This window comes from Panacagrimonas sp., from assembly GCF_965216805.1.
Classification (GTDB): Bacteria; Pseudomonadota; Gammaproteobacteria; order Nevskiales; family Nevskiaceae; genus Panacagrimonas.
Map to the genome: position 1 here is coordinate 232724 of NZ_CBDCGN010000003.1, position 15815 is coordinate 248538.

Consider the following 15815-nt stretch of genomic DNA (forward strand, 5'->3'; position numbering starts at 1 on the left):
CTCGATGGTTCTGCTCGACCTATATCGCAGCATCCCGGCCCGGCGCCTGGCGCCGGTGCAGCGGGTGACCGGCGTGCTGCTGATGCTGTTCAGCATGACCATGCTGCCCCCGGTAGCAGTGGACCTGCTGTACGACGAAGACGCCTTTCGCGCCTTTCTGGCCACCGGCTGGATCACCCTGGCCACCGGCTTCGTGCTGTGGTGGCCGGTACGGCGCGTGCGCAACGAACTCAAGATCCGCGATGGCTTTCTGATCACGGTGCTGTTCTGGACGGTGCTGGGTGCGTTCGGCGCGATCCCGCTGTATCTGTCGGACACGCTGTGGAACCACCCCACCGACGCGCTGTTCGAGTCGATGTCCGGTCTGACCACCACCGGTACGACCACCGTGGCGGCGGGCCTCGACGCGCTGCCCAAGGCGATCAACTTCTACCGCGTGCAACTGCACTGGCTGGGCGGCATGGGCATCATCGTGCTGGCGGTGGCGATCCTGCCGATGCTGGGCATCGGCGGCATGCAGTTGTTCCGTGCCGAGATCCCGGGCCCGATGAAGAACAACAAACTCACCCCGCGCATCACCGAAACCGCGCGCGTGCTGTGGCTGGTGTACCTGAGCCTCACCGTCATCTGCGGCCTGGTGTACTGGCTGCTGGGCATGTCGCCGTTCGACGCGATGTGCCACGCCCTGTCCACCCTGGCCACCGGCGGCTTTTCCTCCCACGACGCCAGCATCGGCTTCTACAACAGCCCGGCGCTGGAGTGCGCCGTGATCGTGTTCATGCTGTTGGGGACGATCAACTTCGCCACCCATTTCGGCGTGTGGCGTCATCGCAGCGTGTTCGTGTACTGGCGCGACAGCGAGTTCCGCGCCTGTCTGACCGTGATCCTCGGCTACACCTTGCTGATCAGCATTCCGCTATTGATCGCGCAGACCTTCGACGACACCGCTACCACGCTGCGCACCGCCGCGTTCCATGTGGTGTCCTACGGCACCAACACCGGCTTCACCACCACCAACGCCAGCCTATGGCCGTCCTACGCGCCGATGATGCTGATGCTGTGCGGATTCATGGTGGGTTGCTCGGGCTCGACCTCGGGCGGCGTCAAGATGGTGCGTCTGATGCTGTTCGTGAAGCAGGCTTTGCGTGAGGTGCAGCGACTGATCCATCCCAATGCACAGTTGCCGATCAAGCTCGACGGCCGGGTAGTGGACGACAGCGTGGTCTACGCCATCGGCGGATTCTTTTCCGTGTACATCGGGTTCACCATCCTGCTCAGCTTCGCGATGATGGCGACCGGCCTGGAGCCGGTGGAGGCGTTCTCCGCGGTGGCTGCCACCATCAACAACATGGGTCCCGGCCTGGGTTCGTTGAGCGGTTCAGTGGCGGAAGTCTCGGACCCCGGCAAATGGATCATGATGTTCAGCATGCTGCTGGGCCGGCTGGAAATCTTCACCCTGCTGATCGTGTTCACCCCGGCGTTCTGGCGGCGCTAGCCTACGCGAGTGCCTTGACTTGGCACTCGCGTGCACCGACCCGGCGGGCGGTAGCCCCGGTGAGGCATGAGGCGTGAGGCGTGAGGCGTGAGGCGTGAGGCGTGAGGCAAAATGCTAAGGTCGGTCCCCGCTTTTGCTAACGCCCAAAGCCGGCGCAGCCGGCGTCCTAACGCCTGATTTATGTCCGTCTTCACCAAAGTCAGTCACTCGGAGCTGCAGGCATTTCTGAGCCAGTACCCGGTCGGCGACGTGGTCGGCTTTCAGGGCATTGGCGAGGGGGTGGAGAACACCAACTACTTCGTCGATACCGAGGACGGCCGCTGGGTGCTGACCCTGTTCGAGCGGCTGAACTACGACGACCTGCCGTTCTTTCTGGGCCTGATGGAGCATCTGGCCGCGCACGGCTTTCCCAGCGCCGCACCGTTGCGCACGCACGCCGGGCGCAATCTGGTGGAACTCAACGGCAAGCCTGCCGCGATGGTGCAGCGCCTGGTGGGTCAGAGCGTGCTGTTTCCCAACATCGCGCAATGCAGCGCCGCCGGCGGCGTGCTCGGTGAGCTTCACCGCATCGCGGCCTCGTTCGGCGGCGCTGCGGAGAACTCGCGCGGCAGCGCCTGGCGGAGCCATACCGCGGCGGATCTGCTGCCTCATCTGCGCACCGATGCACGTGCCCTGATCGAATCCGAGCTGCAGGCGCAGGCCGGGCTGGATTTGCAGGCCTTGCCACAGGGCATCGTGCATGCCGACCTGTTTCGCGACAACGTGCTGTTCGTGGACGACCGTCTCAGTGGGGTCATCGACTTTTACTACGCCTGCCGCGACAGCCTGCTCTACGACCTGGCGATCACCGTCAACGACTGGTGCTTCGACACCCACGGCACCCTCAACGCCGCGCGCGCCAGCGCGATGATGCTGGCGTATCGGTCGCGGCGACAGACCACCGCCGAGGAGCACGCCGCATGGAATCTGGTGCTGCGGGCGGCGGCGCTGCGCTTCTACCTGTCGCGGCTCTACGACTGGATTCATCCGCGCGAAGGCGGCATGGTGCATATCAAGGACCCGGACGCCTACCGCCGCATCCTGGAATTTCACCGCACGCAGGAGCTGCCGCTGGCGTGAGCTTCGGTGGCCCATCGCGCGCCGAGTCCCCTGTCGTTGCGAGCGCGGCGAAGACTCTCGTGTCCGAGCAGCGCGCTGCCCTGCAAGAAAACCCCAGGCCTGCGGCCGCAGCTTCGCCGTTGCTGCGCTCCGGGTGGCCGTTTGCGTTTCGAGCCGGCACGCCCCGGCGGGGCTTGGTTTTTTGACCGGCGCGGAGTCGGCTAGACTCCAACCATCCTTACTCGACAGCGATCCGAGGTTGCCCATGAAAATGCTGATTGCCGTGATCAAGCCGTTCAAGCTCGACGCCGTCCGCGAGGCCCTGGCCGATATCGGCGTGCAGGGCATGACGGTGACCGAGGTACGCGGCTTCGGCCGGCAGAAGGGGCATACCGAGCTGTATCGCGGCGCCGAATACACCGTGGACCTGCTGCCCAAGATCAAGCTCGAAGTGGCACTGGCCCCGGACATGGTGGAGCGGGCGCTGGAGGCCATCCAGAAAAGTGCCAAGACCGGCCAGATCGGCGACGGCAAGATCTTCGTCTATGACCTCGACCAGACCGTGCGCATTCGCACCGGCGAGGCGGGGGTCGATGCGGTTTAGGCGTTAGGGCCGGAGCGGCGCGAGCCGACGCAAGTGCCTTGACTTGGCACTTGCGTGCGCCGATCTGGCGGGCGGCAGCCCCGGTTAGGCGTTAGGCGTTAGGCGTTAGGCGTTAGGCGTTAGGCGAAAAAAATACGGGCGCGCCGGTGAACAAGCGTCGGGCCGCCAAGATCGCAAGAGTCGGGTAAGGGAGACACATGAAGCACTGGATAGCAGCGGCGCTCGCCGCGTTCCCGGCTGTGGCCGGCGCGCAGGAACTCGACGGTGGCGACACCGCCTGGATACTCACCTCCACCGCACTGGTGCTGTTCATGACCTTGCCGGGCCTGGCGCTGTTCTACGGCGGCCTGGTGCGCACCAAGAACGTGCTGTCGGTGCTGATGCAGTGTTTTGCCATCACCTGCGCGATCTCGGTGATGTGGGTGCTGTTTCTCTACAGCCTGGCGTTCGCCGAAGGGGGTCCGCTGATCGGCGGACTCGGCAAGGCCTTCTTTGCCGGCGTGGAGGAAGGCACCGTCAGCGGGACCATTCCCGAAACCGCGTTCGCCATGTTCCAGCTGACCTTCGCCATCATCACCCCGGCGCTGGTGGTGGGCGGATTCGCCGAACGCATGAAGTTCTCGGCCATGCTGACCTTTTCCATGCTGTGGTCGATCCTGGTCTATGCGCCGGTGTGCCACTGGGTGTGGGCCGCCGACGGCTGGCTGTTCGGCATGGGTCTGCTGGACTTCGCCGGGGGCACCGTGGTGCACATCACCGCCGGTGTGGCCGCACTGGTCGCAGCGCTGGTGCTGGGTACGCGCCAGGGCTTTCCCAGCACGCCGATGCTGCCGCACAACATGACCATGACCGTGACCGGCGCCGCCATGCTGTGGGTGGGCTGGTTCGGCTTCAACGGCGGTTCGGCGCTGGCGGCCAACGGCAACGCCGCCATGGCAATTCTGGTCACGCACATTTCCGCTGCGGCCGGCGCCGCCGCGTGGGCGATCATCGAGTGGTTCCGCTACGGCAAGCCCTCGGCCCTGGGCACGGTCACCGGCATGGTGGCGGGCCTGGGCACCATCACCCCGGCGTCGGGCTTCGTCGGCCCCGGCGGCGCGCTGGTGATCGGCCTGGCCGCCGGCGTGCTGTGCTTCAACGCCACCAACTTCCTCAAGCGCAAGCTGGGGGTGGACGACTCGCTGGACGTGTTTCCGGTGCACGGCGTTGGCGGCATCCTGGGTACGCTGCTGGCGGGCGTGTTTGCGTCCAGCGCGCTGGGCGTATTCAGCGGCCAGGGCTATGCCGATGGCATGAACATGGGTTCGCAGATGGGCGTACAGGCGATCGGCGTACTGGCGGTCGGCACCTACACCGCCGCAGTCACCTTTGTGCTGCTCAAGCTGGTGCGCATGGTCATGGGCCTGCGCGTCAGCGCCGAGGAGGAATCCTCGGGCCTGGACACCGCGCAGCACAACGAGCGCGGCTACGACCTCTGATCCTGGAAGAAGCATTTGCCACAGACTTCACGGATGACACGGATTGAAAATCGGCTACTTGGTCGGTGCCGACCAAGTCACCCGATCGGTGAAACAACGATTCTCAGCACGTTTATGTCTTGATCGGTGTTTATCCGTGTGATCCGTGGCTGATTGCTGCAGGTCATCGCCGCGGTCGAGATCAAGGCCAGGTGCGTGCGGGCAGCGGATGCTCGAACCCGCCCATGGTGCTCAGCTCGAAGCCCAGCAGCGCCGGCCAGTCGCCCATCCGGTACAGGCGGATGTTGTTGAGCACCACGTCGCCCGGCGGATCGAGCCGCAAACGCAGGTAGGGCGTACGACGCACCACCTGCCGAACCGCTGCGGCGGTGTCGTCCTGCCACTGCCAGCGCTCGGCGCGCGCGCGCCGGTCCAGACGCGCGATCACCGCATGTTCCCAGGCGGGCCGGGTCAGGCGCGCACGCGCGGCGGCGACGTCCTTGTAGCGTTCCAGCAACCCGCCGTCGGCCCATTCCAGGGTCAGCGCACGGATCAGCATCTGCTCGGGTGCGCGCGCGAAAACCTGCCGGGTCCCCTCCACGCCGGTATTCAGGTACAGATTGCCCAGCAGCGGCCCGCTGGCGGTCAGCGCGACCTGCGCCAGCTGCGACGGCGCCACGTACCGAACGCGGAAGTCCAGGTCGAACTGCAACCACGCTTCGCCCAGGTCGGCGGGACTGGGTACCGGCAAGTGGTCCGGTCCGCTGGCGACGATGCCGTGAAGACTGGACAGCGGCAGGCTGGCGCCGAACGCGCTGCCCTCGATCTGCGACAGGGTCCCGTCCGCTGCCAGGCACAGCCGCCGTATCCGCAACTCGCGAATCCGCAATGCGGCGCCCGGCGCGGCGTGCAGGCCCACGCGCAAAAGACCCTCGGGCTGAAAACTCAGGCCCCATATGCGCGCGCCGCCCCACAGGAACGGCCAGGCGTGCTGGTAGCGCAGTTCGCCGTGCGGAATCAGTCGCGCGGTCAGGCGTGCCAGTTCGTCCTGGGTGCGCTGCCACAGCCACCACTGCGCTGCGCCCGCCAACAGCAGCAAGATAACGGCGGTGCGACGGATCAGGGTGGCCAAACTCATGTGCGATGCCTCATGCGCGATTGTAGGCAGGCAGGGCCGGCCGAGCGGCCTTCGTGGTGCCGGGCAATCTGCAATAGACTCGCGGCACCTGGAACCGGATCGCCTGACATGCGTGCTGCCCTGGTTTTGCTGGCTCTGAGCCTGATTGCAGGCAATGCCTACGCCGACAAGATTTATCGCTGGGTGGGCGCCGACAACAAGGTTTACTTCGGCGATACGCCGCCGCTGGGCGCCCGTGACGTGCAGCCCTTCGGCCGCAAGGTCGGCACCTCGATCGCCGGCTCGCAATCGGAGGCTGCCCCCGAACAAGCGCTCACCGAGGCACAGGTTGCCGACTGCGCGCGCAAGCGGGCCCAGCTCGGGACCTATCGCAACGCCGCGCGGCTGGTGGAGCGCGACAGCCTGGGCCGCGAGCGCGAATACAGCGAGGAGGAGAAGGCCCAGCTGATCGAGCTCACCGAGACCGAACTGGCGACCCAGTGCGGCGATGTCGAGCTGGCGGAAGAAGCGATCCCCTAGTGCCGTGTCCCGAAAATACGGTTGGACAGGACAACGCCTGATGAGCGGTCGTCCGTGGATTGCTCTGCTGGCCGGCGTGCTGGTGCTGGCCGGATCGGTGGCGCAGGCCCGCAGCGTGTATCGCTGGGTGGATGAGAACGGCCGCGTGCATTACGACGACATCAACAGTCGCGGCCAGCGCCTGACCCGCGAGTACATGGCCAAGCGCGAGGTACCGGCGCGGCCCGACTGGGCCGGCGTCATTCCCGGCGAACTGGTGGCCGAAGTGCAGCAGCGCTGCGCGCATGCGCGAGAACGCCTGAAGTCGTACGGGGCGGCGCCGGAAATTTACGGCCGCGACCCCAGCGGCAACGTCTATCGCCTGTCCGACACGCAGTCACGTCTGATGCTGGCCGAAATCCGCGGGGAGGCCGACTACTACTGCGGCGACCAGGCGGCGCGCCGGGTGTTCGCCGACCGCAAGGCCGAGGCACAGCGCCAGGCGCGCGATCAGGCACCCAGCCCGTGAGCATTGGCGTGGCGCAGCAGTGCCGGCCGACGATGCACCCGCCGCGGCACGCAGCGACGGACCGGTCCCTGCGATGAGCAAGCCCAGCCAGTTCGGCCTGATCTCGCAGCGGCGCTTCGGCCCTTTCTTTGCCACCCAGACCCTGGGCGCGTTCAACGACAACATCTTCAAGAACGCGCTGATCATCCTGGTGACGTTCGGCATCGCCGGCCTGTCGACCGCGCAGATCAACACCTATGTGAATCTGGCCGCGGGCCTGTTCATCCTGCCGTTCTTCCTGTTTTCCGCCACCGCCGGCCAGATCGCGGAGAAGTACGAAAAATCGCGCCTGATCCGCCTCATCAAGCTGGCCGAGATCGGCATCATGGGCCTGGGTTTCGTCGGCCTTTATCTGGGCAGTATCCCCTTCCTGATGGGCGTGCTGTTCCTGATGGGCGCCCAGTCGGCGCTGTTCGGGCCGGTGAAGTACTCGATCCTGCCGCAGGCGCTGCGCGAAGAGGAGTTGATCGGCGGTAACGCGCTGGTCGAAGCCGCCACCTTCCTCGCCATCCTGCTTGGCACCATGCTCGGCGGCTGGCTGATCGCGCGCAGTTACGGGGTGACCGGGGTCGGCGTCACCGTGCTGGCGGTGGCGGTGGCGGGCTACCTGGTGTCGCGGCGCATTCCCGGCGCACCGGCCGCCGCGCCGGAGCTGCGGATCGACTGGAATCCGGTGACCGAAACCTGGCGCAACTTCCAGTTCATGCGCACCAACCGCACGGTGTTTCTGTCGGTGCTCGGCATTTCCTGGTTCTGGTTGTACGGCGCCACGTTCCTGTCGCAGTTGCCCAACTACACCAAGATTTACCTGGGCGGCAACGAAGAAGTGGTGACGCTGCTGCTCACCGTGTTCTCGTTGGGCATCGGCATCGGGTCCCTGCTGTGCGAGCGCCTGTCCGGGCACAAGGTCGAGATGGGGCTGGTGCCGCTGGGTTCGATCGGACTGACGGTGTTCGGCGTCGATCTTTACTTCGCCGCCTCGCAGGCGGCAACGGTCACCGGACTCGGCGCCGCGGCCTTCCTGTCCGAGCCGGCCAATCATCGGGTGCTGTGGGATCTGGTGTTGATCGGACTGTTCGGCGGCTTCTACATCGTCCCCTTGTACGCGGTCATCCAGACCCGCTCCGATCCGGCGCATCGCTCGCGCATCATCGCCGGCAACAACATTCTCAACGCGCTGTTCATGGTGGTGTCGGCGGTGGTTGCCGTGCTGTTGCTGCAGGCCGGGCTGAGCATTCCGGAGCTGCTGCTGACGGTGGCGCTGATGAACGCGGCGGTGGCGATCTTCATCTACTCGCTGCTGCCCGAATTCCTGATGCGCTTCCTGGTGTGGATGCTGGTCAGCCTGTTGTACCGCATCCGCACGCAGGGGCTGGAGCACATCCCCGACCAGGGTGCCGCCATCGTGGCGCCCAATCACGTCAGCTTCGTCGATGCACTGATCCTCGGCGGCACCGTGCGCCGGCCGATCCGCTTCGTGATGTATCACAGGATATTTCGCATCCCGGTGCTGAATTTCATTTTCCGCACCGCGCGCGCCATTCCCATCGCCCCGGCAAAAGAGGACGCCGCGCTGCTGGAGCAGGCTTATGCCGAGATCGATCGGGCGCTGAAAAACGGCGAACTGCTGGGCATCTTTCCCGAGGGCGGACTGACGCCGGACGGCGACATCCAGGTATTCCGCCCCGGCATCGAAAGAATCCTGGCGCAGAATCCGGTGCCGGTGATTCCGGTCGCGCTGCGCGGCCTGTGGCGCAGCATGTGGTCGCGCCGCGCCGCGCGCCTGCCCCGTTCGCGACTGCCGCGACGCTTCCGGGCGCAGATCGAAATTCTGGTCGCCCCGGCGATGGACGGCGCGAGCCTCAAGGCCGAACAGTTGGAACAGACCGTGCGCGGGCTGCGCGGCGATCAGGCCTGAACCTGGAAAACGCGTTTGCCGGCACGCCCGGGTGAAACCCGGGGTTCCAGGTACCGGCGAAGGCAATCCCCGGGTTGCACCCCAATGGCACTACCTTAAGGGCGTTGCGTGGTCGGGCTGGGTTGGGGGGTCGTGAAGCGAGGGGCTGAGAGCCTGTGTCGTTATGATTCGGTTACCAAGCCAGCGTCATAACGGAGGATCAGCCCAATGGCAGGCTACCAAAAAAACACCTGAAACTAGCGATCGGACGTCATCGACGGGCATTGGCGCGCAGCGTCGATGACAAGCTGGGGCGGTTGGTGTCGGCTTCGCGGCTGGATGCGATTCTCCATGCCGACCGGGCCAAGTTGCGGGAACGGATCTTCACGCGGCGGGTGACGCTGGGCTTGTTCGTCGAACAGGTGATCAGCCATGACCCTGCCTGCCAGGATGCGGTGGGCCGGGCGCTGAGCCAGCGCGTGGCCTTGGGCCTGTCGCCGTGCAGCTTGAATACCGGACCTTACTGCAAGGCGCGCGAGCGTCTGCCGCTGGCGGTGATCGAGCATCTGCTGCTCGACATTGCGCACGATGCCCAGCCCTTGGCCGCATCCTGGAATGGGTGGAGACGCCCCATCAAGCTGGTGGATGGGACCGTGGTCTCGATGCCGGACACGCCCGCCAATCAGGCCGCGTTTCCCCAGAACCGCAGCCAGCAGCCGGGCCTGGGATTTCCGCTGGCGCGGATCGTGGGCGTGGTCAGTCTGAGCAGCGGCTGCGTGCTGGCCTATACCGTGAGTCCGTGCGAAGGCCAGGCCACGGCTGAGTGTCGGCAATTCCAGCGCCTGCTGGAGGCCTTCGAGCCCGGCGATCTGGTCATCGCCGATCGTGCCTATGCCAGCTATTTCCTGATCCAGGCAGTGCAGGACCGGGGTATCGATTTTCTGATCCGCGACCTGGGGCGTCGACATCCGCGCCAGCCGGTGTGCGGCCCGCCACAGGATCACCTCGTCGACTGGGTCAAACCCGCCCGGCCGCGCTGGATGGACCCGGCAACGTATCGGACCGCACGCCCGGCTTTGCGCCTGCGCGAAGTCCAGCAGGGCGACCGGCGCTTGCTGACCAACCTGCGAACGGGCTCACCCGAACAGCTGGATTCGCTTTACCAGCAGCGCTGGCACATCGAACTGGACTTCCGGGCCATCAAGAGCACCTTGCAGATGGACATCCTGCGCTGCCAAAGCCCGGCCATGATCCACAAGGAAATCGCCGCACACCTGCTCGCCTACAACATGATCCGCGCCCTGATGGTGCGCGCCCTCCAGAATCAATCCAGCAGCCCTCGCGCCTATAGCTTCGCCGCTGCACGACGCGCCGTGGCGCGCTTCCAGGAGGCCTTGCGTCATGACCCCTGTCGTTGCTTCAACTCAGCCTTCGAGCAGATGCTCAACGCCATCAGCGCCGCCAACATTCCCATACGCCCCGGCCGCGTCGAGCCTCGAGCCGTCAAACGACGCCCCAAAAACCCAATCCGCCTGACTCTCCCTCGCCCTTTGGCTCGCCAGAACATCCGCCTCGCACAACAACAACGCTTAAGGTAGTGCCATTGGGGTTGCACCCGGGCTACGCGGGCTGACCCGCCTTGTTTCAGGGCGAGGTGCTGGACGGCGGCCGCGTACCCGACGGGCGACTTTCGCCGGCGGCGGGCGGCGGCGGCGCGGCGGGTTCCTGCCGCGGGTGCTCGCGCACCACCCGAAATCCGAAGGCATCGCCGTAGCCTTCGGCCATGTCGGCGTCGCGCTTGGCCGAGCGCAAGGTGCGCACGTGGTTGCCCCAGCCGCCTCCGCGATTCACCCGCTTGCTGCAATCGCCGCCGCGCACCCAGGCCGAGCCGTCGGCAGGGGCGCCGGTGTAGTCGCTGTGCCAGCAATCCTCCACCCATTCCCAGACATTGCCCTGCATGTCGTGCAGGCCCCACTCGTTCGGCGGAAAGCTGCCGACCGGCGCGGTGTGGGCATAGCCGTCCAGGCAGTAATTGCTCCAGAACCAGTTGGGCCGCTGCATGCGCCCGGCAATGTCCAGGGCATTGGCGTGGTCGCATACGGTGGCCGCCGCATCGCCCCAGTAGTACGTGCTCTGCGAGCCGGCGCGGGCCGCGTATTCCCACTCGGCTTCCGACGGCAGGCGATAACGCTGACCGGTCTTGACGCTCAGCCAGGCGACGAACTGCTTGGCATCGACCCAGCTGACGTTGATGACCGGCCTGAAGCCGCGTCCCCAGCCGTTGTCGTCCGGCCGCTGCTGACAGTAGCCGTCGGCGTGGCACTCGTCCCATTCCAGGAAGGTGACCTCGTAGCGCCCTATGGAGAAAGACGGCACCGCCACTTCGTGCACAGGCAGCTCGTAGGTCAGACCCACCGCGCCGATCTCGCCCATCAGGAACCGGCCGGCAGGCAGGCGCAACATTTCGGGGCTGTCGGCACAGTCGCGAAACACCTCGAAGACTTCGTTGCGGGGCGGGCGCGGGGACCGCTCGCAGCGCGCGCGAATCTTGGCGTCGGCGGCCGACAGCTTGGCCGCGGAGGGCGAGGACGCGGCATCCCGCCCGCCCCCTTGGGCCCACGCCGACCCTGCCAGCAGCAAGCCGGCAAAAAGCAACGAAGCGCTGCGCTGGCGGCGCCATCCACACAACATGTGCAACCCCCTCGACAAGACTTTGGATGATAACGGTCCGAGGGGTTGACCATGCGCGAAAGGCTGGGGTTCTCTCGGTGTCAGGTAAAATGCCGCGCCCGGGACGACCCGACGCGCAAGCTTGACCCGCTACCCGGGGACGACCCCGCTGCACTTTTTCGAGGGGTCGTCATGTCGCACTGGATGCTGTTAGGCCTGGCCGGCCTGTTCGAGGTGGCCTTCGCCATTTCCCTCAAACTCAGCCGCGGTTTTACCTGGTGGCCGGCCGCTACCGCCGCGGCCGTTGCCATGCTGATCAGCCTGGGCCTGCTGGCGCTGGCCATGCGCCATCTGCCGGTGGGGGTCGCCTATGCGATGTGGACCGGACTGGGCGCGGTGGGCACCGCCACCATGGGCATGCTGCTGTTCGGCGAGTCCGCGTCCGCGCTGAAAATCCTGAGCCTGGGATTGATTGTGGCTGGCATGGTCGGGCTCAAGCTGGCTACGCCGACCACCGCCTTGTAGGCGCAAGGACCCATCCGCGGACAACCGGCCACGGTGTTATTGCGCGGATACCGCTCGCATTGCCGGGTTGGCGAAGAACGATGGTGAACGCCAATTAGGTGAGTAAATTCAGAACTCGCAAAATCAAGCACTTGCGACGATCGCTGCTTTCAATTAGGTCTGTGAATTTCTGCCTTGGTGACATTCGATCGGAAATTTACAGTCCTGCTCCAACTGTCCAATCACCCTGTTGGCCACCTCGAAGTGCGCCACTCGTGGCCGGATCAAACTGCGCCAGCAGTAGCTCGGTGACCTGACTTCGCGTAAAACGGACATGGAAGCAGGGAGCACCAATGCCTGGCAGTGCCAGGTGCGGCCGCTCGTCTGTGTCAGCTTTGGGCAGCACTACCGGGCTTCTTCTTGAAAGCCTCCGCTACGGTCGATCGACCTTTCCGCCATAGAACCGCGGATCGTCGCCGTTGATCGGGATCGCGAAGCCCAGCTCAAGTTCGAAGTTCACAAGGCGTCGCGGCCGTAGGCGCAGACCCACGTTCAGGTTCGCACTCGGGGTGTCGAAGAGTTCTCCCGTTTCCCAGGCGGCGTTGCCGATCTCCACCCCGATTGTTCCGCGCAGACTGTTCCATATCAGCGGGCGCATGAACTCCAGGTACCCGAGATAGTAGGAGTTGCCCTCGAAGGCCTTGCGCTCGTAACCCTTCAGTCCTTCCGAGCCCCCCAAAGAAAACAGCGCACGGTGATCGAGCGCGTGGTTGCCGACGCCCAGGCCGAATCCGTATGACAGTTGCTGATGGGAGCGCGTACCGATCATCCGTGCTTGGCCCCAGTCGATGCGCAGAACGGAGTAGCTGTAGTCCGAGAGCACGGCCTGGTCCGCCACTTCCCAGCGGGCTGAGAAATGAGTGCCGTCATTGCTGTAGATCAGATCACGCCCGTCCTTGTATGCCATCTCGGCTACCGCACCTAAGCTCGCGCCGAAGCTGCGGGTAATCGCTTCATCTGAAACCTGCTGCTGACGCCAGATGGGGCCGAACCCTACTGTCCAGCCCTGGCTTGGCCGATTCGGCAAGCCATAGGTGCGATATGCGAGGACCTCGATCTCATCGACGGTCTCGTCATAGGGCGCAGGAGCTTCGTACGGAATGACGTTGTGAGCGGCAGCGATGCGCAGGCCATCGCCGTCGCCAAACACGTTCGGTGCTTGATAGACGCCTCGAACGCTCAGGTCGCGGCCCCGCTCCTGCTCCCTGGTGTCGCGCGAACGCGCCAACAACCTCAGCGTGTGGTTCAAGCCCCAGATATTGCTCACACGCCCTTCGACGCCAACGCTGTTCTGGCCATCCGAGTTGGCCGAGAGTCTGGGGTAGACCTGCCAGAACCACTTCTCGTCCACCACATAAACCAAGCGCACCCCTCCGTCCTGCGGCTCGGTATGCAGGGCAACCGACCTGAAGAGGCCGAGGTTCTGGATTTGCTGACGGGCCGCCTCCGCCCGCTCCGGATCAAAGGAATCGCCCAGTTGAAGCGCGACCTCCCGGCGCAACACCATATCGCGCGTCTTCTCGTTCCCTTCGAATACGATGTCGACAATGAGCGGGGCGTCGATGTCCTCTGCCCAGGCGATCGAAACGGGCAGACCCTGCAAGGTGAGCGCGAGAAGGGTCGCGGCCGAGATGCGCTGGCGAGGTGATTTGAGCATGGCGCCAGTTTCACGGCGGGCGCATCAACTGCAGCTTGCGCTGAGGTTATGTTTTTTTAATGTTGTGCGCCGCGTGGGGACGCACGGCCCGATCAGGTGCGATGCGAGCCGTCAGCGAGCGTCGGCAGCGTGAGAATCAGTCGCGCGCCGCGAGCCCCCTGCGCAACGACACAGTCACCACCATGCAGACGTGCGGTGGCACGAACCAGACTGAGGCCGACCCCGAAGCCAGGCGTGTTGCGCGAAAAATCGCCGCGAAAGAGGCGTTCGAACACGCGCTCGCGGTCGCCTGCAGCGATACCGGGACCTTCGTCCTCGACTTCGATCATCACCTGTCCCGGCTGTTGGCGCATCGAGATAGTGATCGTGCCGCCCTGCGGGCTGAATTTCATCGCGTTGTCCAGCAGATTGCTGACGCTTTGAAATAGCAGATGGCGGTCTCCCGAAACGGATACTGCTTCCTGTGTCATCTGTACATCGATCCGTAGATCGCGATCAGCGGCGGCGGCTTCGAAATAGGAGGCCGCGTCCTCGATGACCTTGTTCAGCGCCACGGGACCAAAGCGTCCCTTCAGCACGCCCGATTCGACCGTTGCGAGCTGGAGCAATGCGCCAAAGCTGTAGAGAACCTGATCCAAATGTCTCAGGTTGGCGTGAAGAAAATCTGGCAAGTCGGCGGGCGGCGGCGGCGCATTCACCGCGTCCTCCAATGCCGCGCGCAGTCGCGTGAGCGGCGAACGAAGGTCATGGGCGATGGCGTCGGTGGCGCTCCGAATCGCCGTGATCAGTTCGTTGATCCGATCGAGCATTTGATTCAGGGTGCGACTGAGTTCGCCGAACTCGTCCCGCGAGTCACCGGCAGTCGGGATGCGGTGGCTGAGATCGCCTTCGATGATCCTGCGCGCGCTCCGATTGATGATGGCGACCTGTCTCAATGCGGCTCGATTGACCAACACACCGCCAGTCATCGCAAGCACGAGCGCCAGAGCAAGTCCCCATGCGGCGGCACGCTGAAGGATCGCGCGCAGGCGAACCTGCTCAAAGTTGTCGAGCCCAATGAGCAGGCGACTGCCGTCCGACAGCGTCACTGCACGCATCAGCCAAACAGCATCCTCGCCTCGCTCAGCGTACGGAAGTGTCAATTCCCCGTTGTCCAGCTTGAGTGCGTCCGGCCAGTAGGGCCATTGACCGGCAAGGACCGTCCCGTCCGAGGATTCAAGCCGGTATGCGCGCGCCTGACGTTCGCTGTCGAATCCTTCGCGCAGCGCGATCAGGCCGCGAACACCTTCGAGTCCATCGAACTCGAAATCCTTCTGCATGACATCGATCTCGGCGGCGAGATCTTCCGTGAGGTCGTCGCTCATCGACCGGTCGGCAAGGGTCACGACCAGGACGATGACGCCGATCGCGCACATCCCGAAGACCAGTGCATTAAGCAGGCTTAGCCGCGTCGCCAACCTGCCGGGCAGCAGTCTGTTCAAGCGATCTCGCTCTCGCGCAGACAGTAGCCGGCGCCACGAACCGTGTGGATCAGCGGGCTTGCGCCGGGCGGATCAACCTTCGAGCGCAGACGCGAAATGTGAACGTCGATCACATTGGTCTGCGGATCGAAGTGATAGTCCCAGACGCCCTCGAACAGCATCGTTCGGGTGACGACCTGCCCGGCGTGGCGCAGCAGGTACTCCAATAGGCGGTATTCCTGCGGTTTGAGGTCGAGCGGCCTTCCGCCGCGTCGCGCGCTATGCGCCATCCGATCCAATTCGAGATCGGCGATTCGCAGAACGCTGCTCTCCATGCCGGCAGTCGTGCGCCGGGCCACGGCTTCAATGCGAGCGAGTAACTCTGAGAAGGCGAATGGCTTGACGATGTAGTCGTCGCCGCCGGCCCGCAGGCCCTGAACCCGATCGTCGATCTGACCCAGGGCGCTGAGGATGATCGCCGGCGTGCGCTTACCGGAGGCCCGCAAGGTCGTGATCACCGCCAAGCCATCCATCTGCGGCAGCATGCGGTCCACGATCAGCAGATCGTAGTGCTCGGAGACCGCCATGAACAGACCGTCGCGGCCCGTCGCCGCATGGTCCGGCGCGTGGCCGTGCTCGCGCAGCCCCTTGAGCACGTACTGGGCCTGTTCGGCGTCGTCTTCGATCAGCAGGATGCGCATACGTGCAT

The 15815-nt window shown here is 65.0% G+C and carries 14 protein-coding genes; 9 read left to right on the plus strand and 5 right to left on the minus strand.

All coding sequences use genetic code 11. The features are described 5' to 3' along the window. The first annotated feature begins 4 nt into the window (after positions 1–4). From ACOOHP_RS14325 to ACOOHP_RS14340, 4 genes are all read left to right on the plus strand, one after another. Positions 5–1495, plus strand: coding sequence for a TrkH family potassium uptake protein (locus ACOOHP_RS14325; RefSeq protein WP_420467161.1), 1491 nt, complete (start codon positions 5–7; stop codon positions 1493–1495). 180 nt (positions 1496–1675) lie between these two features. Next, positions 1676–2614: a homoserine kinase gene (locus ACOOHP_RS14330; protein WP_420467162.1), complete on the plus strand. Its 939-nt coding sequence runs from the start codon at positions 1676–1678 to the stop codon at positions 2612–2614. A 244-nt stretch (positions 2615–2858) separates the two neighbouring features. Further along, a complete protein-coding gene (locus ACOOHP_RS14335) occupies positions 2859–3197 on the plus strand; it encodes a P-II family nitrogen regulator (protein ID WP_420467163.1) in 339 nt (112 codons plus the stop codon). A gap of 197 nt (positions 3198–3394) precedes the next feature. Next, complete coding sequence (locus ACOOHP_RS14340) at positions 3395–4675, plus strand: ammonium transporter (protein WP_420467164.1); 1281 nt, start codon at positions 3395–3397, stop codon at positions 4673–4675. 181 nt (positions 4676–4856) lie between these two features. On the opposite strand, the gene ACOOHP_RS14345 is transcribed toward ACOOHP_RS14340, so the two are convergent. Next, positions 4857–5792, minus strand: a complete 936-nt coding sequence (locus tag ACOOHP_RS14345) for a hypothetical protein (protein WP_420467165.1) — start codon at positions 5790–5792, stop codon at positions 4857–4859. 108 nt (positions 5793–5900) lie between these two features. Between ACOOHP_RS14345 and ACOOHP_RS14350 the strand changes: the two genes are divergently transcribed. The 4 genes from ACOOHP_RS14350 to ACOOHP_RS14365 all read left to right on the plus strand — a co-directional run bounded on the left by ACOOHP_RS14350 (position 5901) and on the right by ACOOHP_RS14365 (position 10353). After that, a complete protein-coding gene (locus tag ACOOHP_RS14350; protein WP_420467166.1) occupies positions 5901–6311 on the plus strand; it encodes a DUF4124 domain-containing protein in 411 nt (136 codons plus the stop codon). 40 nt (positions 6312–6351) lie between these two features. Then, positions 6352–6819 carry a DUF4124 domain-containing protein gene (locus tag ACOOHP_RS14355; RefSeq protein ID WP_420467167.1) on the plus strand — a complete coding sequence of 156 codons (468 nt, stop codon included), beginning with the start codon at positions 6352–6354 and terminating at the stop codon, positions 6817–6819. Positions 6820–6892: 73 nt separating this feature from the next. Further along, complete coding sequence (locus ACOOHP_RS14360; protein ID WP_420467168.1) at positions 6893–8776, plus strand: MFS transporter; 1884 nt, start codon at positions 6893–6895, stop codon at positions 8774–8776. Positions 8777–9039: 263 nt separating this feature from the next. Beyond that, a complete protein-coding gene (locus tag ACOOHP_RS14365) occupies positions 9040–10353 on the plus strand; it encodes an IS4 family transposase (protein WP_420467169.1) in 1314 nt (437 codons plus the stop codon). Positions 10354–10399: 46 nt separating this feature from the next. On the opposite strand, the gene ACOOHP_RS14370 is transcribed toward ACOOHP_RS14365, so the two are convergent. Then, complete coding sequence (locus tag ACOOHP_RS14370) at positions 10400–11218, minus strand: formylglycine-generating enzyme family protein (protein ID WP_420467170.1); 819 nt, start codon at positions 11216–11218, stop codon at positions 10400–10402. Between the two features lie 399 nt (positions 11219–11617). On the opposite strand from ACOOHP_RS14370, the gene ACOOHP_RS14375 reads away from it, so the two are divergent. After that, the gene (locus ACOOHP_RS14375) at positions 11618–11950 is read left to right on the plus strand and encodes a DMT family transporter (RefSeq protein ID WP_420467171.1); all 333 of its coding nucleotides are present in this window, start codon (positions 11618–11620) and stop codon (positions 11948–11950) included. 412 nt (positions 11951–12362) lie between these two features. Here the strand turns inward: ACOOHP_RS14375 and ACOOHP_RS14380 are convergent, their stop codons facing one another. The 3 genes from ACOOHP_RS14380 to ACOOHP_RS14390 form a co-directional block, all read right to left on the minus strand. Continuing rightward, complete coding sequence (locus ACOOHP_RS14380; protein ID WP_420467172.1) at positions 12363–13646, minus strand: POTRA domain-containing protein; 1284 nt, start codon at positions 13644–13646, stop codon at positions 12363–12365. A 92-nt stretch (positions 13647–13738) separates the two neighbouring features. Further along, a complete protein-coding gene (locus ACOOHP_RS14385) occupies positions 13739–15127 on the minus strand; it encodes an ATP-binding protein (protein ID WP_420467173.1) in 1389 nt (462 codons plus the stop codon). After that, positions 15124–15807, minus strand: a complete 684-nt coding sequence (locus ACOOHP_RS14390; RefSeq protein ID WP_420468719.1) for a winged helix-turn-helix domain-containing protein — start codon at positions 15805–15807, stop codon at positions 15124–15126. Before ACOOHP_RS14390 ends, ACOOHP_RS14385 begins: the two co-directional genes overlap by 4 nt. Positions 15808–15815: the final 8 nt, after the last annotated feature.